General features: G+C 71.5%; 16 protein-coding genes. 7 read left to right on the top strand and 9 right to left on the bottom strand.

The genetic code is table 11. The features are described 5' to 3' along the window. Positions 1 to 34: 34 nt before the first annotated feature. Both R2B67_RS07825 and R2B67_RS07820 read left to right on the top strand, forming a co-directional pair. Complete coding sequence (locus tag R2B67_RS07825) at positions 35 to 991, top strand: bifunctional riboflavin kinase/FAD synthetase (protein ID WP_161265097.1); 957 nt, start codon at positions 35 to 37, stop codon at positions 989 to 991. A gap of 49 nt (positions 992 to 1,040) precedes the next feature. Next, entirely contained in the window at positions 1,041 to 2,153 is a 1,113-nt protein-coding gene (locus R2B67_RS07820) for an XdhC family protein (protein ID WP_317817091.1), read from the top strand. On the opposite strand, the gene R2B67_RS07815 is transcribed toward R2B67_RS07820, so the two are convergent. From R2B67_RS07815 to eccE, 9 genes are all read right to left on the bottom strand, one after another. Beyond that, positions 2,143 to 3,150 (bottom strand): oligopeptide/dipeptide ABC transporter ATP-binding protein, encoded by a 1,008-nt coding sequence (locus R2B67_RS07815; protein WP_317817090.1) that lies wholly within the window; start codon positions 3,148 to 3,150, stop codon positions 2,143 to 2,145. The genes R2B67_RS07820 and R2B67_RS07815 overlap by 11 nt on opposite strands. Continuing rightward, positions 3,147 to 4,208 carry an ABC transporter ATP-binding protein gene (locus R2B67_RS07810; RefSeq protein WP_317817089.1) on the bottom strand — a complete coding sequence of 354 codons (1,062 nt, stop codon included), beginning with the start codon at positions 4,206 to 4,208 and terminating at the stop codon, positions 3,147 to 3,149. Before R2B67_RS07810 ends, R2B67_RS07815 begins: the two co-directional genes overlap by 4 nt. Continuing rightward, positions 4,205 to 5,134, bottom strand: a complete 930-nt coding sequence (locus tag R2B67_RS07805) for an ABC transporter permease (RefSeq protein WP_128852060.1) — start codon at positions 5,132 to 5,134, stop codon at positions 4,205 to 4,207. The genes R2B67_RS07810 and R2B67_RS07805 overlap by 4 nt, the downstream gene beginning before the upstream one ends. Next, positions 5,131 to 6,222: an ABC transporter permease gene (locus R2B67_RS07800; protein ID WP_317817088.1), complete on the bottom strand. Its 1,092-nt coding sequence runs from the start codon at positions 6,220 to 6,222 to the stop codon at positions 5,131 to 5,133. The genes R2B67_RS07805 and R2B67_RS07800 overlap by 4 nt, the downstream gene beginning before the upstream one ends. Positions 6,223 to 6,225: 3 nt before the next feature. After that, entirely contained in the window at positions 6,226 to 8,103 is a 1,878-nt protein-coding gene (locus tag R2B67_RS07795; protein ID WP_317817087.1) for an ABC transporter substrate-binding protein, read from the bottom strand. 196 nt (positions 8,104 to 8,299) lie between these two features. Continuing rightward, a complete protein-coding gene (locus tag R2B67_RS07790) occupies positions 8,300 to 11,374 on the bottom strand; it encodes an SCO5717 family growth-regulating ATPase (protein ID WP_317817086.1) in 3,075 nt (1,024 codons plus the stop codon). A 239-nt stretch (positions 11,375 to 11,613) separates the two neighbouring features. Further along, positions 11,614 to 11,847, bottom strand: coding sequence for a DUF397 domain-containing protein (locus tag R2B67_RS07785; RefSeq protein ID WP_015611831.1), 234 nt, complete (start codon positions 11,845 to 11,847; stop codon positions 11,614 to 11,616). A gap of 97 nt (positions 11,848 to 11,944) precedes the next feature. Beyond that, on the bottom strand, positions 11,945 to 12,655 hold the full coding sequence (locus R2B67_RS07780) for a hypothetical protein (protein WP_018509541.1): 711 nt from the start codon (positions 12,653 to 12,655) through the stop codon (positions 11,945 to 11,947). 41 nt (positions 12,656 to 12,696) lie between these two features. After that, the gene (gene eccE, locus R2B67_RS07775) at positions 12,697 to 14,034 is read right to left on the bottom strand and encodes a type VII secretion protein EccE (RefSeq protein WP_317817085.1); all 1,338 of its coding nucleotides are present in this window, start codon (positions 14,032 to 14,034) and stop codon (positions 12,697 to 12,699) included. A 183-nt stretch (positions 14,035 to 14,217) separates the two neighbouring features. Here eccE and eccB point away from each other — a divergent pair, with 183 nt between their 5' ends. The 5 genes from eccB (at position 14,218) to R2B67_RS07750 (ending at position 20,563) form a co-directional block, all read left to right on the top strand. Further along, positions 14,218 to 15,744 (top strand): type VII secretion protein EccB, encoded by a 1,527-nt coding sequence (gene eccB / locus R2B67_RS07770; RefSeq protein ID WP_317817084.1) that lies wholly within the window; start codon positions 14,218 to 14,220, stop codon positions 15,742 to 15,744. Between the two features lie 14 nt (positions 15,745 to 15,758). Further along, on the top strand, positions 15,759 to 17,018 hold the full coding sequence (gene mycP, locus R2B67_RS07765) for a type VII secretion-associated serine protease mycosin (protein ID WP_317817083.1): 1,260 nt from the start codon (positions 15,759 to 15,761) through the stop codon (positions 17,016 to 17,018). Between the two features lie 149 nt (positions 17,019 to 17,167). Then, positions 17,168 to 17,617 (top strand): DUF2563 family protein, encoded by a 450-nt coding sequence (locus R2B67_RS07760; protein ID WP_317817082.1) that lies wholly within the window; start codon positions 17,168 to 17,170, stop codon positions 17,615 to 17,617. Next, a complete protein-coding gene (locus R2B67_RS07755) occupies positions 17,614 to 19,287 on the top strand; it encodes a hypothetical protein (protein ID WP_317817081.1) in 1,674 nt (557 codons plus the stop codon). Before R2B67_RS07760 ends, R2B67_RS07755 begins: the two co-directional genes overlap by 4 nt. A gap of 28 nt (positions 19,288 to 19,315) precedes the next feature. Beyond that, a complete protein-coding gene (locus R2B67_RS07750) occupies positions 19,316 to 20,563 on the top strand; it encodes a S8 family serine peptidase (RefSeq protein WP_317817080.1) in 1,248 nt (415 codons plus the stop codon). Positions 20,564 to 20,603 lie beyond the last annotated feature (40 nt).

The following is a 20,603-nucleotide window of genomic DNA, read 5'->3' as shown; positions in this document are numbered from 1 at the left end:
ACACGTACACAGGTTCGGGCGAGGAGCGGTCACAGTGCAGCGCTGGCGTGGCTTGGAGGACATCCCCCAGGACTGGGGACGCAGCGTCGTCACCATCGGCTCCTACGACGGCGTGCACCGCGGACACCAGCTGATCATCGGCCGGGCCGTCGAGCGCGCCCGTGAGCTGGGCGTTCCGTCGGTCGTCGTGACCTTCGACCCGCACCCCAGCGAGGTCGTCCGCCCCGGCAGCCACCCGCCGCTGCTCGCCCCGCACCACCGCCGCGCCGAACTCATGGCGGAGCTGGGAGTGGACGCGGTGCTGATCCTGCCGTTCACCGCGGAGTTCTCGAAGCTGTCGCCCGCCGACTTCATCGTGAAGGTCCTCGTCGACAAGCTGCACGCCAAGGCCGTCATCGAGGGCCCCAACTTCCGCTTCGGCCACAAGGCCGCCGGGAACGTCGCGCTGCTGACCGAGCTGGGCGCCACCTACGACTACACCGTCGAGGTCATCGACCTGTTCGTGACCGGCGAGGCGGGCGGCGGCCAGCCGTTCTCCTCCACCCTGACCCGCCGCCTCGTCTCCGAGGGCGATGTCGCGGGCGCCGCCGAGATCCTCGGCCGCCCGCACCGCGTCGAGGGCATCGTGGTCCGCGGCGCACAGCGCGGCCGCGAACTGGGCTTCCCCACGGCCAACGTGGAGACCCTCCCGCACACCGCGATCCCCGCCGACGGCGTCTACGCGGGCTGGCTGGAGGTGGCGGGTGAGTCGATGCCCGCCGCGATCTCGGTCGGCACCAACCCGCAGTTCGACGGCACCGAGCGGACGGTGGAGGCGTACGCGATCGACCGCGTCGGCCTGGACCTGTACGGGCTGCACGTGGCTGTCGACTTCCTCGCGTACGTACGCGGCATGCTGAAGTTCGACACGATCGACGACCTCCTGGTGGCGATGGCCGGCGACGTGAAGCGGTGCAGCGAGCTGATCGCCGCGTACGACCGCACCCACTGACGTACGCCGGGGGCGTGCGGACTGCCCCGGGACGACGGATGCTGACAGGGTGCGCGACATCCTGCCCGACCTCCGTGCCCGGTGCGCCGACGGCGTCCCCCTCGCCCTGGCGACCGTCGTCGCCGTGCACGGCAGCGCGCCCCGCGACCCGGGCGCCGTCATGGCGGTCGACGCGGCGGGCACGGTGCTCGGCAGCGTCTCCGGGGGCTGCGTCGAGGGCGATGTGTACGAGGTCGCCCGCGAGGCGCTCGCCGGGGCGGCGCCGCGCGTGGTGTCGTACGGGATCAGCGACGACGAGGCGTTCGGCGTCGGGCTGACATGCGGCGGCACGATCGAGGTGCTGGTGCGCGCGTACGCGTCGGAAACCGAGCTGGCGGAGCTCGCGGCGCTGCTGGACCTGATCGCCGCCGATGTGCCGGTCGCGGAGGCCACGGTCCTGTCCGGCGGCGCGGCCGGGACCGGCGCCCGCCTGGTCGTCCGCGCCACCGATGTCTCCGGCACGCTCGGTACGGAGGGGCTGGACGCGGCCGTCACGGACGACGCCCGCGGGCTGCTGGAGCAGGGCCTCACCGGCATCCAGTGGTACGGGGCGCACGGTCAGCGCCGGATGGCCGAGGTGTCCGTCTTCGTCCGGACGTACGCCCCGCCGCCCCGCATGCTCGTCTTCGGCGCCATCGACCACGCGGCGGCCACCGCCCGCATCGGCTCGTTCCTCGGCTACCGGGTCACCGTCTGCGACGCCCGCCCCGCCTTCGCCACCCGGGAACGCTTCCCGGTCGCCGACGAGGTCGTCCGCGCCTGGCCGCACGACTATCTGGAGGCGACCGACGTCGACGCCCGTACGGTGATCTGCGTCCTCACCCACGACCCGAAGTTCGATGTGCCGCTGCTGGTCGCCGCGTTGCGTACTCCGGCCGCGTACATCGGGGTCATGGGCAGCCGCCGCACCCACCACGAGCGCCTCGCCCGGCTGCGCGAGGCCGGGGTGGACGAGGCGGCACTCGCCCGCCTCGCCTCACCCGTGGGCCTCGACCTCGGAGCCCGTACGCCGGAGGAGACAGCGGTCTCCATCGCGGCCGAGATCATTCAGCACCGCTGGGGCGGCACGGGGCGTCCGCTCGGCGAGCTGACGGGGGCGATCCACCACGGCATCACGCCTTAGCGCCGCACGCCGCCGCCCAGTGGCACGCCACCTGGGTGTCCGCCCCGCCGTTCAGCACCGGCAGGTCCACCGTGCGGCAGGCCTCCGCCACCCCGGCCCGCTCCGCCTCGCCCGAGGCGAGGACCTGGCAGCGGACGTGGAAGCGGCAGCCGGACGGGAGCTTCGAGGGGTCCGGGGGCTCGCCGGTCAGGACGACCGGTTCGCCCTCCGCCTCGGGAAGGACGGACAGCAGGGCTTGCGTGTACGGGTGTTGAGGGGCCGTCAGTAATTGCTCGACCGGGCCCGTCTCGACGATCCGGCCGAGGTACATGACCGCCACCCGGTCCGCGATGTTCCAGGCGAGGCCGAGGTCATGGGTGACGACCAGGGCCGAGAGGCCCAGTTCGTCGCGGAGGCGCAGCATGAGGGCCAGGATCTCGCCCCGTACCGACGCGTCCAGGGAGGCCACCGGCTCGTCGGCCACGATCAGCTCCGGCTCCAGGACCAGCGCCCCGGCGATCACGACGCGCTGGCGCTGGCCGCCCGACAGCTCGTGCGGGTAGCGGAGGAAGAACCGCTCCGGGGGGCGCAGCCCGGCCCGGGACAGGGCCTCCGAGACGGCCGCCCGCTCGTCCCCGGCGTACCCGTGGATGCGCAGGCCCTCGGCCACCGCGTCGTACACCGTGTGCCGCGGGTTGAGCGAGCCGCTCGGGTCCTGGAGCACCAGCTGCACGCGCTTCCGGTACGCCTTGAGCGCCCGGCCCGCGTAGTCCAGCGGCGCACCCGCGAAGGTGACCCGGCCGGCGGTGGGCGGGACCAGGCCGAGCAGCGAGCGGGCCAGTGTCGTCTTGCCGCACCCCGACTCCCCGACCAGCGCGACGATCTCGCCGGGCCGGATGTCGAGGTCGACGCCGTCGACGGCGCGGGCGGTGGCGGCCCCGCGCCGGCCCGGGAAGGTGACCTTCAGGGCTTCGGCGCTGAGGAGGGGGGTGGTGGTGACGAGGGGGGCCGTGCTCATGAGGTGCTCCTAGCCTTGCCGTCCGTGTCCACCAGCACACACGCCGCCCGCCGTTCGCCGCCGGCCTCGCGCAGCTCTTGGTCCTCCGTGGCGCAGGAGTCCAGCGCCACCGGGCAGCGCGGGTGGAACGTACAGCCGTCCGGCAGCGCCGCCGGGTCCGGCGGGTCGCCCGGCAGTCCGCGTGGGGCGCGCCGGGAGGCGAGGTCCCCGATCTTCGGGAAGGCGGCGGAGAGCGCCCGGCCGTACGGGTGGCGGGCCTCCGCGTACACCTCCCGGGCCGGGCCCTCCTCGACGACCCGGCCCGCGTACATCACCGAGAGCCGGTCGCAGGTGTCGGCGAGCACCGCGAGGTCGTGGCTGATCATGATGAGCCCGACGTCCTGGTCGGCCACCAGTTGTTCGATCAGGCGCAGGATCTGGGCCTGGATCATCACGTCCAGGGCCGTCGTCGGCTCGTCCGCGACGATCAGGCGCGGATCGCAGGCGAGCGCCATCGCGATCATCACGCGCTGCCGCTGACCGCCGGACAGCTCGTGCGGGTACGCCTGGGCCCGGGCGGCGGGCAGACCCACCTGCTCCAGCAGCTCCCCGGCGCGCTTGCGGGCGGCTGCCGGGGTGGCCTTGCTGTGCAGCAGGATCGGTTCGGCGATCTGGTCCCCGACCCGGTGGACCGCGTTGAGCGAGTGCATCGCGCCCTGGAAGACGATGGAGGCGCCCGCCCAGCGGACCGCCCGCAGCCGCCCCCACTTCATGGTGAGGATGTCCTCGCCGTCGAGCAGGATCTCCCCGGACAGCTCGGCCGATGCGGGGAGGAGGCGGAGCAGGGCGAGGGCCAGCGTGGACTTGCCGCAGCCGGACTCCCCGGCGATGCCGAGCTTCTGCCCGGCCTCCACCCGCAGATCGACCCCCCGTACGGCCGGGACGGCGCCGGCCCCACCGCCGTACGTCACCGTCAGGTTCCGCACCTCCAGGAGCGGCGGGTCACCGACGGGCTTCGAGAGGTCTGGCGCGGCGGAAGGATCGGGGTTCGGCGGAGTGGTCGTGGTTGTTGCCGTCAACGGGACACCCCCAGCTTGGGGTTGAGCACGGACTCGATGGCGCGGCCGCAGAGCGTGAAGGCGAGCGCGACCACGGCGATGGCGAGTCCGGGCGGGGCGAGGTACCACCAGTTGCCGGAGCTGACCGCCCCGGCCTCACGGGCGTCCTGGAGCAGCCCGCCCCAGGAGACGATCGTCGGATCGCTGAGCCCGAGGAAGGCGAGGGTCGCCTCGGTGAGGATGGCGGTGGAGATCACCAGCGTGGTCTGGGCCAGCACCAGGGGCATGACGTTCGGCAGGACGTGGCGGGACATGATGTGGCCGTGTCCGCCGCCGAGCGCCCGCGAGCGTTCGATGTACGGGCGGGACTCGACCGAGAGCGTCTGCGCCCGGACCAGGCGGGCCGTGGTCGGCCAGGTCGTCACGCCGATCGCCAGGATCGTCGTCCAGATGGACCGGGAGAGGACCGTGGCCAGGGCGATGGCCAGAACGAGGGTCGGCATCACCAGGAACCAGTCGGTGACCCGCATGATGACGGTGGCGTACCAGCCCTTGAAGTGGCCTGCGGTGATCCCGATCAGGGTGCCGATGGCCACGGAGAGGAAGGCGGCCAGCAGGCCGACGGTGAGCGACACCCGCGTGCCCCAGAGCATCAGGGCGAGCAGGCTGCGCCCGAACTGGTCCGTGCCGAGCGGGAATTCCCCGCTCGGCGCCTCCATCGGGCCGCCCGGGGCGTTGGTCACGCTCTGCGAGTCGGCCCCCACCAGCAGGGGTGCGGTCAGCGCGAGGAGGGCGATCACCGCCAGCACGGCGAGGCCGACGAGTCCGGCCCGGTGCGTGCGGTACTGCCGCCAGAAGCGGAGGGCGGCCTGCCGCCGCCGGGCCCGGGCGAGGGCGCGCGGGCTGTCCGTCGGTGAGGACGCGGCTTTGTCGGTCGTGACAGTCATCGGCCCACCCGGGGATCCAGCAGCGGATAGATCACATCGGCGAGCGTGTTCATCAGGATCACCGCGGAGGCGAACACGAAGAACAGCGCCTGCACCAACGGCAGGTCGGGCACGCTGAGCGCCTGGTAGAAGAGGCCGCCGAGCCCCGGCCAGGAGAAGACCGTCTCCACGAGGATCGCCCCCGCCACTGTCGTACCGAGGTTCACGAAGAGCAGCGTCACCGTCGGCAGCATCGCGTTCGGCACGGCGTGCTTCCGGCGTACGAGGTCGTCGCGCAGCCCCTTCGCCCTGGCTGTCGTCAGGTAGTCGCTGCCCATCTCGTCCAGCAGCGAGGAACGCATCACCAGCAGCGTGCGCGCGTACTCCACCGCGACGAGCGTGATGACGGGCAGCACCATGTGGTGGGCGACGTCGAGGACGCGGTCGAAGCCGGTGGTGGAGCCGGATTCCATACCGCCGGTCGGGAAGAGCCCGGGGATCGGGCCGATGCCGACCGACAGGGTGATGATGAGGAGCAGGCCTAGCCAGAACGAGGGCACCGAGTACAGCGTCAGCGCGAACGCGGTGTTGGTCCGGTCCCCGGCGGAGCCGTTGCGCCAGGCGGAGCGGGCGCCGAGCCAGATGCCGAGCAGCGTGTAGATGACGAACGCCGTGCCGGTGAGCAGGAGCGTTGCGGGCAGCGCCTCGGCGATCTTGTCGATGACGGGGGCCCGGAACTGGTACGACGTCCCGAAGTCGCCGGTCAGGGCCTTGCCGCAGTACTGGGTGAACTGCTGCCAGAGAGGCAGGTCGAGGCCGAACTCGCGGCGCATCGCCGCGATCTGTTCGGTCGACACCTGGCGGCCGCCGGTCATCTGCTTGACCGGGTCGCCCGGGATCAGCCGGAAGAGGAAGAAGCTGGTGACGAGGACGGCGAAGAGGGAGACGGCCGCCCCGGCCAGCTTGCCCGCCGCATAGCGGAGGTAGGCGGCCGTCGAGCGGGAGCGCGGCGAGCGGGCCGGCGGCCCGGCCGGAGCCGGGCCGCCGGATGCGGTGCTCTCCACGCCCGCCGCGCCTTTGACCAGCGCGGGAGTGGATTCTGAGCTCATGGACTATTCACGGTCTTCCGCGGTGGAGCGGCGACGCATGGCGAACAGCAGTCCGCCACCGGCGAGGACGACGACGGCGATCCCGACCCCGATGAGCACCCCGGTGGAGGACCCACCGGAGTCGGACGAGGACGACGAGGAGGCCCCTGCGGCAGGGACCGCCGACCACCAGCTCCAGTAGCCGTCCTGGCCGTAGATGTTGCCCGCGGCCGCCGGCATGGTGGTGATGGACCTGATGTGGTCGGTGCGGTAGGCCTCGACGGCATTCGGGTACGCCATGACGTTCATGTACCCGGTGTCGTACAGCCGCGACTCCAGTTGCCGCACAAGATCCGCCCGCTTGGCGGGGTCGTACTCCGCCAGTTGCTTCTTGTAGAGCTCGTCGTACTGCTTGTCGCAGATGAAGTTGTCGGTCGCGGCCGACTCCTTCGCCTTCGACGGCAGCGCGGCGCAGGTGTGGATCGAGAGGACGAAGTCGGGGTCCGGATTGACGGACCAACCGTCGAAGGCGAGGTCGTACTCACCCGCGTACCAGGGGTCGGAGACGTTGTCGAGGCAGTCGACCTTCAGCCCGATGCCCTGCGCGCCCCACCACTCCTGGAGGTACTTGCCGATCGCCTTGTCGTTGGGGTCGGTGGCGTGGCAGAGGATACGGAAGTCCAGCGGCTTGCCGTCCTTGCCGACGCGCTTGCCCGCGCTGTTCTTCCGGTACCCGGCCTCGTCCAGCAGGGCGGCGGCCTTCGCCGGGTCGTAGGCGAGCTTCTGGCTGTCCGAGGGCTTCCAGAAGTAGTCGGAGAAGCGTGGCGGGATGTACCCCTCGCCCTCGACGGCGTGGCCCTGGAAGACCTTGTCGATGATCGTCTTGCGGTCGACCGCCATGAACAGCGCGTGCCGCACCTTCTGGTCCAGCAGCGCCGGGTGGCCGTCGCCGAACTTCTTCCCGTCCTTGGTACGGGCACCGGGGTTGACGGCGATCGCGAAGAAGCGGCGGCCCGGGGCGTCGTTCACCTTGATGTCCGGGGCGTTCTCCAGCGAGGCGGACTGAGCCGGGGTCAGGCTGGGGCTGCCCGCGACGAAGGAGACCTCACCCTTGCGCAGGGCGGCGACGGCCGCGTCCTGGTCCTTGTAGTAGCGGAAGACCAGCTCGTCGAACTTGGGCGAGCCGCGCCAGAAGTCCTTGTTGGCCTTGAGCTTCACGAAGCTGTCGACCTTGTAGTCCGTCAGGATGAACGGGCCGTTCCCCACGACGGGGAAGTCCTTGTCGTTGTTGAACTTGGAGAAGTCCTCGACCTTCTCCCAGACGTGCCGGGGCACGATCGGGACATCGAGCGCGGCCATGGTGGCCTGCGGCTCCTTGAGCCGGATGACCAGCTTGTCCTTGCTGGGCGCGGTCACCTTCTCGAAGTTGCCGACGAAGCTGCCGTTGGAGGTGGCGGCGCCCTCGTCGGTCATCATCTTGTTGAACGTCCAGGCCGCGTCCTCGGCGGTGGCCTGCTGCCCGTCGGACCACTGCGAGTCCGGCCGGATCGTGTACGTCCACGTCAGCTTGTCCGCGGACGGCTCCCAGGCGGTGGCCAGCCCCGGGATCGCCTTGTTGTCCTTGGCGTCGTAGTTGGTCAGGTAGTCGTACATGAGCCGGTGGATGCTCGTGCTCAGCAGCCGCTGGGCGAGGAACGGGCTCAGCGAGTCGACGCTCTGCGCGACGGCGACCGTGAGCGTCGTCCTCCCGTCGTCGGCGCGGGCCTCGGAGGGCGCGGGCGCGAGCGGGTTTCCCGGGACGACGGCGCCGGCGGTGAGGGCCAGGGCGGCCGCGCCCGAGGCCAGCAGGGTACGCAGGCGCCTGCCGGGCCGGGGGGTGCGGGAGGAGACTCTTGTGACCATGGACGGGGACCTCGCGTCATCACTCGCTTGAGAGGGCGGGTTGATCTCTGGTTCGCCAGCTGGTGAAGCGAAGGTCTATCAGCGGTCGCGAGGCTGGTCAACGGTCCGTCAAACCGCGTGTGGGCTGGGAAAACAGCGATGAGGGCCCGCACCGCGCGAGCGGTACGGGCCCTCATTGGTCGAGACCTCTAACGCCTTACTGGTGAGGAGCCTGCGGCGGCTGCGGAGGCCTCTGCTGCCACCCGGCCGGATCCACCGGACCCTGCAGATCGGGCTGGCCTGCCGGGTTGTCCTGGCCACCCGGCTGACCGCCCGGCTGTCCCTGCGGAGGCGCGGCGGGGGCCGGCCCACCCGACTGGGCCTGCGCGGGGGGCGCCTGCTGCCACCCGTTCTGCTGTCCGGCCGGGCCGGGCTGCGGGGGGTAGGGCTGCTGCGGGGGCTGGGGAGTGCTCGGCTGATATCCCCCGTACGGCGGCTGGGGCTGCTGCTGTCCGGGGTAAGGCTGCTGACCCGGGATCGGCTGGGCCTGGTGAGCTTGCTGACCGGGGTGACCCTGCTGACCGGGGTGGCCGGGGTGACCCTGCTGGCCGGGGTACGGCTGCTGCGGCGGGTAGGGCTGGCCGGGGGCGGGCTGCTGGGGCGCGTACGGCTGCTGGCCGCCGGGGCCGCTCGGCTGCTGCTGCGGCGGGTAGGGCTGCTGGTGCGGGGCCTGGGGGTGCTGGTGCTGTTGTGGGGCGTGGGGCTGCTGGCTCTGCTGGCCTTGCTGACCTTGCTGGCCGGGGAACGGCTGGCCCTGTGCCGGGTAGCCCTGCTGGCCCGGCATCGGCGGGGCGTACTGCGGGGGCGGGTTCTGCCCGTCCGCCGTCCACAGCCCCTGCTGCTGCTGGGCGCGCGCGAAGTCCTCCGCGACCAGGGCCGAGAGGTTGAAGTACGCCTCACGGGTCTTCGGCCGCATCATGTCCAGGTCGACCTCGGCGCCCGCCGCCAGGTGCTCGTCGAACGGGACGACGACGACACCCCGGCAGCGCGTCTCGAAATGCTGCACGATGTCGTCGACCTTGATCATCTTGCCGGTCTCACGGACGCCCGAGATGACGGTGAGCGAACGCTGCACCAGGTCCGCGTACCCGTGCGCCGAGAGCCAGTCCAGCGTGGTGGAGGCGCTGGAGGCACCGTCGACCGAGGGCGTGGAGATGATGATCAGCTGATCGGCGAGGTCCAGCACGCCGCGCATGGCGCTGTAGAGGAGGCCGGTGCCCGAGTCGGTGAGGATGATCGGGTACTGCTTGCCGAGTACGTCGATCGCGCGCCGGTAGTCCTCGTCGTTGAACGCCGTGGAGACGGCCGGGTCCACGTCGTTGGCGATGATCTCCAGCCCGGAGGGGGCCTGCGAGGTGAACCGGCGGATGTCCATGTACGAGTTGAGGTACGGGATCGCCTGGACGAGGTCGCGGATCGTGGCCCCGGTCTCGCGCCGCACCCGGCGCCCGAGCGTGCCCGCGTCCGGGTTGGCGTCGATGGCGAGGATCTTGTCCTGCCGCTCGGTGGCCAGGGTCGAGCCCAGCGCGGTGGTCGTGGTGGTCTTGCCGACGCCGCCCTTGAGGCTGATGACGGCGATGCGGTAGCAGGAGAGCACCGGCGTACGGATCAGCTCCAGCTTGCGCAGCCGCTCGGCCTCCTCCTTCTTGCCGCCCAGCTTGAACCGGGAGGCGGCGGAGGGGTTGCGGCTGCTCTTCGCCTTCTGCTTGCCCCGGACGAGCCGGTCGGAGGAGAGCTCGACCGCCGCCGTGTACCCGAGCGGTGCGCCCGGTACGGAACGCTCGCGCTGGTCGTGGGTGACCGGGGTGGGCCAGGCGCCGCCGGCACGGGGGTCGACGGGCTGGTCCGGGCTGCCTTGGTGGGTCGGCTGGTGGCCTCGCTGGTGGCCTTGCTGCTGTCCCGGCTGCTGGGCGTGGGGCGGCTGGGGGTGGCCCGGCTGCTGGCCCTGCTGCTGGTACGGCTGCGGCTGTTGGGGGGTGGCCGGGGTGACGGGCGCGGGCAGGTTGGGGGCGGGCTGCTGGTGCGGCTGGCCCTGCGGGAAGCCGTAGCCGCCTGGGGCGCCCTGCGGGGGCAGCTGCTGGTGCGGCTGTTGCTGCGGGAAGCCGTAGCCGCCCGCGCCCTGGGGGACCTGGGGAGGCAGGGGCGCGCCCTGGGGGCCCTGTCCGGGGAACTGCTGGGGCTGCTGATGCGCCTGCGGGAAGCCGTAACCGCCGGGGGCCTCCTGGGGCGGCACGGGGGCGGGCCACTGTGCCGCGGGCTGCGGGGCGCTGGGCTGCGGGGCCGCCGGCTGGAAGGCGGGCGGCAGCGGCGGCAGCGCGCCGCCCTCGGCGGGCGCGGACCACGGGACCGGCGCGGCGGAGGGCTGCGGTCCGGGCAGGGCGGCGGGCGGGGCGCCCTGGGGAGAGGCGTCCTGCGGGACGGCGTCGGCCTGGAGGTCTGCCTCGGCGCCGGGGGAGCGGTCACCGTCCCCACCGGCGTCCCCGTGGTCGTCCGCGTCGGCCGGGTCCGCCGCGTCGGCGGAGTCCGCGGGCTTCGGGGCATCAGCCGTGGCCGACGCGTCCGAGTCGCCGTCCGCGTCCGCGCCCGTGCGCGGGTCCGCGTCCGTACCGTCGGCGTCCGTGGAGCTCGACTCCGTACGGGAGGAAGCCGAACCCGGCTCCGTACCGGACAGGCCGGAGTCCGTACCCTTACCCGCCTCCCCCTCAGCCGCGGAAGCCGCTGCCGCCTCGCGCTCGGCGATCTCGCGCTTCAGGGCGGCCGGGGAGAACCGCATCGTGGCGCCGCTCTCCACATCCCCGCCACCGAACGGCCCCGGGTCACCGGAGGTATCGGCGGAGGCGGCCGGAACGGCCGGCACACCGGGAACGACGGGCCCGACCGGATCGGCGACGGGAGCGGGCGCCTCCGGGGCGGCCGGCCCGACGGGGGCATCCGCGTGGGCGGGGGCATCCGCCTGGGCGGGCGGCGCCGGAGGAACAGGCGCCCAGTTGGGGTCGAACCCGCCCTGGGACGGCTGCTCCGGCACGGACACCGGGGCCCCGTGCGGTGGCGGAGGCGGTGCCAGGTGGGAGCCCGCGCCTCCCGACGAGTCCCCTGCCGCGTTCTGCGTATACCAGGCGGGAGGGGTGTAGTCGATGGTGAACTCACCCGTCATCTCGGCGGGATCCGCGTCGGACGACTCGTCGACGGGCGTGTTCCATCCGCCGCGGATCTCGTCCCGATCGCTGTTCACTATGCCTCCTGGTGTGGTCGAGCACCCTTGTGCCGTGGTGGGTGGGGGCGACCGGTCTCATCGGGCCCGGTACGCCCGGCTCTCCCCCTTGCGACGCGCACAACCCGCTCGCAGGTTTCTGCCGCGCCCCACCCACCCTAATCGCCATGGGGCGAACTCCGGCAGGCCGTATCGCCCGGCAAAGAACGGCGAAGGGTGGCGGCCGGGCCCGGCCGCCACCCTCGTACCGCATGCGTCGCCTACTTGAGGTCGAACTCACCGTCGCGGGCACCCAGGACGAAGGCCCGCCACTCCGCCTCCGTGTACCGCAGGACGGTGTCCGGGTCCAGGGAGGAGCGCATCGCGACCGCGCCCCCGGGCAGATGCGCGATCTCGACCCGCTCCTCGACGTCCTCGGTGCCGGGCGCGCTCAGCCACTCCACGCCCGAGATGTCGAGAGCGTAGAGCTCGTCCTTTTCCTGCTGGGTGCCCATGCCGGCGTCCCTTCCGATCGAACTGTCGAACCGTGTGTCGTTGCGGGGTCCATGCTCCCTGGTGAAAGGGGCGCATGAGGGGCGAACGGGAGAGGAATCAGTCCATCCGGCGAGCTGTACCCAGCAGACCGGTCTCCGCGTCCGTCGCACTCGTCATCACCCAGTGGTGGTCGCGGCCCGCCACCCAGAGCGTCACCCCGTCCGCCAGCGTCGGCAGCGCCTCGCTCTCGGCCGGTGCGAGCCCCAGGATCCGGCCGATCTGCCGCGCCTCGTCGGGCGAGACCCGCTGGATGCCCACGAGCGCCGAGGAACGCATCAACCGGGGTGCCACGGGGCTGAGATAGGGGAGCAGCGTCAGCACGGACTGCCAGGGGGAGGAGATCACCCGGCCGCGCGGCGGTCGCATACCGCAGTCGCGGATGACCACCACGGGGCTGCCGACCGTGGCACCGGTGGGCGGGACCCGCCCCACGTCGTACAGGGAGACGCACTCGAGACCGGCGCCCGCCGCCTGCGCCAGCGTGGTCCAGGCCTGCACCCGGCCGGTCTCGACCGCCACCCGCGCACCGGTGCCCGCGGCGCGCAGCGCCAGCACCTGCGCCGTCCACAGCCCGCCGATCAGCGTGACGTCGTACGGGACCGGGCGGTGGAACCCGATCAGCTGCGGGCGCCCCTCCGCGTCGTCGCCGATGATCACGCCGTCGTCGCCGACCGGGAGCGACAGGGCGCCGAGGTCGTCGGTGGGCACGGTGTGCCCCGCGTGGCGGGGGCCGAGCAGCCCGCGCCTGGCCCCGGTCCGCTCCGTCACACCACGCGCCACTGCCGCTCCGCCTCTCCGCGATCCGCTTCTCACTGGGCCCCTCCGAGGGGGAGCGTCGCCAGTACACCGGGCAGCTGTTCGCGGTCCAGCCGCGCCAGACCCACCTTCGCGTGCCGGGCGGCCTGCTCCAAGGTCCTTCGTACGCCGACGAGTTCGGTGTCCGACCCGCCGGTCACGCGGACATGGCCGCTGACGCTCGTCTCGCCCTGCCGGGCTCCGCGCCGCACCGTCAGGCTGAAGGTCGTGGCGTACGCGGGGACCGACGTCAGCAGCGCGACCAGCTGCGGGAGCGGCGTCGCCCCCCGGCCCAACTCGGGCCAGCGGTCCACGGCGTACGTGGTGTGCCACCGGTCGTCGCACCGCCAGACCCGCGAGGTCTCCATGGTGCGCCGCTGCGGTGCGGCGTCCGGGCGCCCGGCGCGCCCCGAGAGCAGGGGGTTGGCGCAGGCGGACGTGGCGACCGCCGAGTTCAGCTCGTCCTGGTCCAGCACCACGGCCCGGAACCCGGCCCCCGTGATCCGGCTCGCCACATGGTCCGCGACCCGCACCAGAGCGCGCTGGGCCCCTTCGAGCCCGCCGCCGCGCGCCTCGATGGCCTCCCGGCACAGCTCCGGGTCCAGCTTCACCGCCACCCAGGTCATGCGGAGCGCGGGCGCCCCGGTCTTGTCCTGGAGCGGTCCGTACGACAGGCGGGCCACCGACTGCTGCGGCAGATGGGGCGCGGGAGCGGCCCGTACCTGCTGCACCAACTGCGCGGATTCCAGGACGATGTCGTCGACCTGGAGGGCGTCGCCGAGCAGCGACAGCGGGAGCGAGCGGGCGCCGAACGCGGGCCGCAGCGCCTCGCCGCTCGCCTCCACCCGCACCGCGGCGGTCAGGAACGTGCCGTCGCCGAGCATGCCCACCGTGCGGTGGTCCCGGTCGACGTAGATGTGGGGGCCGAAGCCGGGCACGTTCTCCGTGACCGGGGCCAGCATCGGCTCCGCGTCGGCGCCCGGCGCCGCCGCCCGCCGCCGGGCCTTGAGCAGGAGGGCGCCGGCCAGCCAGTCCTGGAGCGCGCGGCCCCGGCGGCGTACCACCGCGAGCAGCACCAGCAGCACGACGAGCACCCCGGCGGGCACCAGCCAGGCACCGCCGAGCGCCGCACCCACCACGCCCACCGCGAGCGCCGCCTCGATGATCACCAGCTGCCGTCGCAGCGGCCGGACCCGGCCGGTCCGCGCGGTGGCGCGCAGGGTGGTGGCCGCGGGGGCGCTCGACGTGGTGGCGGGGGCGGTGGCGGCCGGCTCGTTGCTGCGTTGCCGACGGGAAGGACCGGAGGCCCGGCGGCCGGACCGCCCGGTACGCTCGCGCGTAGCTGCACCCATTGCCGCGTTGCCCCCTCGTGTCCCGTATTCGCCGTTTTCCGTACGGGTGTTGATCGGTTGGTCACCCTACCTGAGCAGTGGGGGCCGAGCCCCTGGGGGCATAGTAGGGGCCCGGTGCGACACCAGGGGCCGACGGTGTGTGTGGCACCCTGGTCGACCATCGGGGAGAAGGGGCAGCGGAACATGGCATCACGGCGGGATGAGCTCAACGCCTACACCTTTGCGAAGCGGAGGTTGATCGCACAGTTCCTGCAACCCAACCCGACCGGCTCCGAGGAAGGCGCACCGCGCCCCCTGCGCGCGGTCGTCCCCGGGGCGATCATCGGCGTCGTCGTCCTGGCCGTCTTCGGCGCCTGGGGCATGTTCAAGCCGGTGGCCCCCAAGGGCTGGGACACCCCCAACGAGAACGTCATTATCGCCAGCAAGTCCACCACCCGTTATGTGGTGTTGACGACCGACGGCAAGAAGCAGCTCCACCCCGTCCTGAACATGTCCTCGGCCAAGCTCCTGCTCGCCCAGGACAAGGGCAAGGTCGTCAACGTCGACGAATCGGTGCTGGACAACGGCACGATCCCGCACGGCGCGACGCTCGGCATCCCGTACGCCCCCGACCGGCTGCCCGACCCCAAGGACGCCGGAGCCGCCAAGCGCTGGGCGGTCTGCGAACAGCCCGGAGAGGGCGGCCGGGCCATCCAGAAGGCCGCCTTCGTCCTCGCCGAGCGCGAGGAGAAGAAGACCGAGGGCAAGGCGAAGCTGCGCGGCGGCGAGGTGATGTACGTCGAGGGCCCCGACCGGACCCGCTACCTCGTGGACGCCACGGGCAAGGCCTACCCGGTCCCCGCCGACGAACTGCTACTGCGCACCCTGGTCGACCCGGGCGCCAAGCCCCAGCGGGTCTCCGCCGCGTGGCTGGCGACGCTGCACCAGGGCGACCGGATCACCTTCCCGACGCTGGACGGCGTCCCCGGCACCCCCGCGAACGTCCCCGGCACGCTCGACAAAGACACGAACAAGGTCGGCATGGTCCTGGCCGCCACCGCCGGAACCAGGACCCAGCAGTACGTCGTCCTCCCCGGCAGGGTCGCCCCGGTCTCGGACTTCATCGCCAAGCTCCTGCTCAGCAGCCGGGACCTGGACAAGCTCGGCCAGGCCGGCCAGGTGAAGCCGGTGGGCGCCTCGGCGTTCTCGCCGGGCCGGGCCTTCGGCGCGGAGCTGGACTGGCCCGTCAACGAGGCGAAGGCCGTCAACTCCCCCGACGTCACGAAGGGAAGCCGGAACACCGTGTGCAACGTCCTGCGCGACGTCGACGCCGACAACGGCGCCACCACCCTCTCCACCTGGGTGGGTACGGGCTTCCCTGCGACGCTCCCCACCGGCTCCTCCAGCGCCTACGTCACCCCCGGATCCGGCGAGTTCTTCCGCCAGTTCCAGGGCTCCCAGACCGATGTCGGCTTCCTCTTCCTGGTCACCGACACCGGACTGCGCTACGCGATGCAGTCCAACAGCGACAGCGGCCAGGACGACTCCGGCATCGGCGCGTCCGGCTCGAAGAAGGAGCGGGAGGCGCGCCGGCAGGAGGCCCAGCAGGCCCAGAACCTCCTCGGCTACAAGGACGTCGACCCCACCCCCGTACCGGCGGCCTGGTCCACGTTCCTGCCGACGGGTCCGCGACTGTCGACGGGCGCGGCGAGCCAGCCGCAGGGTTCGTGAGGAGCGCCGGACCGATGAAGCGCCCCACCCCTCTGCCTCGTACGACCAGGCACCTTCTGACGACAGCGGCGGCCACCGGCTTCCTTCTCGTCGCCCTGCCGGCCCCTCAGGCGGCGGCGGACGACTCGACCCAGTGCACGTTCGACGGGAAGAAGTACCCGGGCCGCCCCTGGTCGTTGCAGCGCGTCCTCATGGACGAGCTGTGGAAGCAGTCCACCGGGAAGGGGGTACGCGTGGCGGTCATCGACACCGGCGTCGACGTGAGGAACCCCCAGCTGACCCCCGCCGTGGACGTCAAGGCGGGCAAGAACTTCCTGCCGAAGAAGCTCAAGACCGAGGACGGCCGCGAGATCGAACGCGGCAAGGAGGACGGCACCACGGACACGGTGGGCCACGGCACCAAGGTCGCCGGCATCATCGCCGCGCGCGAGGCGAAGGGCACGGGCTTCGCCGGCCTCGCCCCGGACGCGACGATCATCCCGATCCAGCAGAACGACGCCGACGGCAACGGAACGGCGGACTCCCTGGCCCGGGCCATCCGCTACGCCACCGACGACGCGGGCGCCCACATCATCAACATCTCCCAGGACACCGCCGACGCCGTCGCGCCGACACCGCGCCTGAAGCAGGCGGTCGACCACGCCCTGGCCGAGAACGTCGTGGTCATCGCCTCGGCGGGCAACGACGGCATGGACGGCAAGGCGAAGCTGACCTACCCCGCTTCGTACGAGGGCGTCCTCGCCGTCGCCTCCTCGGACCGGAACAACGAACGCGCCTACTTCTCCCAGGGCGGCCCGTTCGTCGGTATCGCCGCCCCCGGCGTGGACATGGTCTCCACCGTCCCCGGCGGCGGCCATTGCGCCGACAACGGCACCAGCTTCTCCGCCCCGTACGTCGCCGGAGTCGCCGCGCTGATCAAGGCGAAGCACCCCCGCTGGACGCCGCGGCAGATCGTGGCCCAGATGCAGCAGACGGCGGAGCGCTCGGTGGCGGGCCACGACCGCCACGTGGGCTGGGGCGTCGTCGACCCGGTACGCGCCCTCACCGAGGACGACAAGCCCATCGAGCGCCCGGTCGCGAGCGAGGGCATGAGCAAAGGCGAAGCACCGACCACGGCCCAGCTCCACCTGGGCGAAACGCCCGACGAACGCAACGCCCGCCTCGCGACGTACGTCGTCGTGGGCGGCGGCGTCCTGGTGGCCGCGATCGCCGGTGCGGCAGTGGCCGTACGGGACACGAGACGCCGCAAGAGGCGGCTCGCGGGCGGCGCCTGACGGAGGAGAGTCTCGGCCGAGGCATGAGACAAGTCACGTGGCCGCCAACCCAATTGGCCCGGCGCCACGCAGTGACTAGAGTTACCGGATGAGATGGGCTCGGATCGCATCGATGCGATAGCAACGCGGAACGATCCGAGCAAACGGGGATGCACAACGGGGAGGACGGCATGGGGACCGGTCCAGGTGACCTCAGGCGCGGCGTAGGTGCGCTGGAGACATTCAAGAAGCGGGTGGACGCCCTGCTCGCAGACCTGGAGGGCTCGGCCGCAGGCAAGTCGAAGGTGGCGGCCCAGAAGGTGTCGCGCGCCTCCTTGAGCGGCCCGAACGCCCGCTTCGCAGAGGCGGACGGCCTCTACACCCAGTACAACCGCGTTCACGAGTCCCTGATCTCCCTCTCGAAGTCGCTGGGCGACCAGATCGAGTACCTGAGCCTGGGCGTGCACGCGGCGGCGGTCGGCTTCGACAACGTGGACGACGAGACGCGGCGTCGCTTCCACGAGATCCAGACGCGGATGGACCGGGAGCGCGAGGAAGCCGTCAAGCAGAAGCAGCGCAGCGACGACGACGAGTTCGAGTCCGGGTGGGGAGCGAAGTGAGCGACGAGAAGCAGCCGGAACTGACCCCTGCCGAACAGCAGAAGCAGGACGAGGGCCGCGTCAATACCCAGCTGGTCGTCACCGATATGACGGAGCTGGGCCGCGAGGTCCTGAGCCTCTTTCCCTTCGGAGGCGGCGGCAGAGCCGGCCGTACCTCGTTCGAGGGACACGAACTCAACGCCATCATCGACCTGGTGGAGCACGCCAACCCGGCGGACATGGAGAACGCGGGCAAGGCGCTCTGGGAGGCCAGGGACGCGATCCGGAGTGCGTCGAAGGAGCTGAGCGACCACATCAACGGGGTCGACTGGCAGGGCGAGTCCGGTGAGGCGTTCCGTAAGTGGGGCCTGAGCCTGGCCACCCACGCCGAGAAGCTCGGCGACTTCGCGGACGCGGCGGGCACCCAGATCACGGTGGCCGGCACCGGCCTGGCATCGGTCCGCAACTCCATGCCGCCGCGCGACCGCCGGATGATCCAGACGGACGTGGACGACATCCTGTTCCCGGCCCGGACCGAGACGAACCCGCAGTACGCGGCTGCTCTCACGGTGGAGAAGAACCGTCAGGAGGCCATCAACCAGATCAACCGGCTGGCGTCATACTACGCGGTGTCGGAGGAGGTGCTGGCGGGGCAGGAACCGCCGCGGTTCGATCAGCGGCTTGGTGTCGACATGCCGAAGCCCCAGGGGCTTGACCGTTCAGCGCCTGGAGCCGTGCCTCAGCGCGGTGAGACTTTGAGTAACCAGTCGACAGAGCAGAGCTCGCCGGAGCGTGCAACCGCATCTGCCTTGGGTGGCGACAGAACTTCCACTGTCCAGCATCCCGTTGAGGCTCTCGGTCAGGCCCCGGTGCTGGACAAGAGCACGTCCACAGAGATCAACAGTGTTGCGACCCCGACCGTTCCGAATACGGCCACCGGTACCCCTCTCACGCCACCGGCCACCAGCGGCCCAGGCCCGGTCAACACACCGATGCCGCCTATGGCGCCCAGTCTCGGGAACCCGGCATCGGCAAGCTATTCGCGGGCCACGGGCCCCGTAGGTGGGCCCCGGTCCGTGAACCAGGCTGGGGGAGGACTGGGAAAGGCATCCCCCACCGGTGCCAGCGCCACCGCTAGGGGCGGCACTGGCGCGCCTGTCGGCCGCCCGAGTCCGATGGCCGGTGGGCCATCAGCCACGGGGCGTTCCGGCGGAGGTGTACAACTGCCAACGGCCGGTCAGTCCGGCGTGACGGGCGGCCGCCCCATCGCCGCCCACGGCGGCACAGCGGCACCGGGCACCTCTCGTGCGGGACAGGGCAACGGCATCGTGGGCGGTACGCCGCAGCGGGCCACCTCTGCGGCGTCCGGGGCCGGCGGGGCTCGTGGAGTGTCGCGAGGAACGGTGATCGGCGGACCCGGCGCGAGTGGAAATGCGCCGCGCTCCGGCCAGCGCGGTGGGCCTGTCTCGGGCGCCAATGGAGTGGTCGGCGCCGCCCGAGGGACGTCGGGCTCCGGCTCCAAGGGCTTCACGGCCGGTGGCGCAGGACTGGTCCGCGGCCCTGCCGGTCGGCGGAAAACTGACCGGAAAGACGAGGAGAACACCGGGTCGACTCGTCCGGACTACCTGACGGAAGACGAAGAAACATGGGCAGCCCGACGGCGCGGAGCCGTGCCGCCGGTGGTCGAGTAGCAGCCCCAGGGAAGGTTCGGAAGTCGGGATGACAGCAGGAATGGGCCGCTCCCAGAAGCGTGTACTCAGCGCACTGGCTGTGGCCGCTTCGTGGAGCGTGGTCTTTGTTGGTGCGGCACAGCCTGCCGCAGCTGCGGGCGTGCAGTCCAAACAGTGGTACCTCAGTGCGTTGCAGGCTGAGGAAATGTGGAAGGTCGCGGCGGGCGAAGGCGTCAAAATTGCTGTCATCGACTCGGGTGTGAATCCGTCAACCGCGTCGCTGAAGGGGCAAGTGCTTCAGGGAATGGATGCGACGGGCGCGCCAGGAGAAGAAACCGACGATTACGACGGACATGGCACGACCATGGCTGAGCTGATCGCAGGTACGGGCAAGGGGGGCGGGCTGAAAGGCCTTGCCCCAGGAGCTAAGATCATTCCCTTGCGTGTCAGTGACACTGCGTTTCAGAAGAAGCATTCCGTGAATGCCAACGAAACCGCCGATGCCATCCGGGCCGCAGCTGACAGCGATGCAAAGATCATCAGCATGTCCGTCAGCAGCGAGTTCTCCACGCCCCGTGAGCGTGAGGCCGCTAAATACGCGGAAAGCAAAGGGAAGATTTTCTTTGCCAGCGTAGGAAATAATGCGGAATCGGACAACAAGGATCACTACCCTGCATCCTATCCTCAAGTTGTCGGCGTCGCCTCAGCGGATCAGAGTGGCAAGGTTTCCAAGTATTCGCAGAATGGTAACTCTGTGGATATTGCTGCCCCAGGGGACAGTATTCCGTATTGGTGCGATAACTCCTTCCAAAGCTACTGCGACGGAGACGGCGGAACCAGCGCCGCCACCGCCATCGCCTCGGCCTCTGCCGCCCTGGTCTGGTCCGCCCACCCCGACTGGACCGCCAATCAGGTCCTCAACGTCCTCTTCGACACGGCCGGAAGGGACTGGGAGAAGGGCACTCTCAGCAAGTACCTCGGCCACGGCCTCATCCGCCCCGCGATGAACATCCTCAAGGGCAAGGGCGACCCCGGAGACCCGGACATCAGCCCCCTCACCGAGGAGCGGACCGGCAGCTCCCCGGCCCCCAACTCCACACCCTCCGCCTCCGAATCCCAGCAGCCCGCCCAGAACGAGAACGCCGACAAGGTCGACGAGACCGTCGCAGCCGACGACACCGAGGCGGCGGCGTCGGACGGCGGCGTCCCCCTGAGCCTGATCGTCGGCGGCATCGCAGGCGTGGCCGTCCTCGGGGCAGTGGTCTTCGCCGTCGTCCGCAGACGCGGCGCAGCCTGACCGCAGGTTCCTCACATGTACCGGCCGGCGAACCATGTCG

This window comes from Streptomyces cyaneofuscatus (genome assembly GCF_033109485.1).
Lineage (GTDB): Bacteria > Actinomycetota > Actinomycetes > Streptomycetales > Streptomycetaceae > Streptomyces > Streptomyces cyaneofuscatus.
This window is presented reverse-complemented; position numbering and strand designations above follow the sequence as displayed.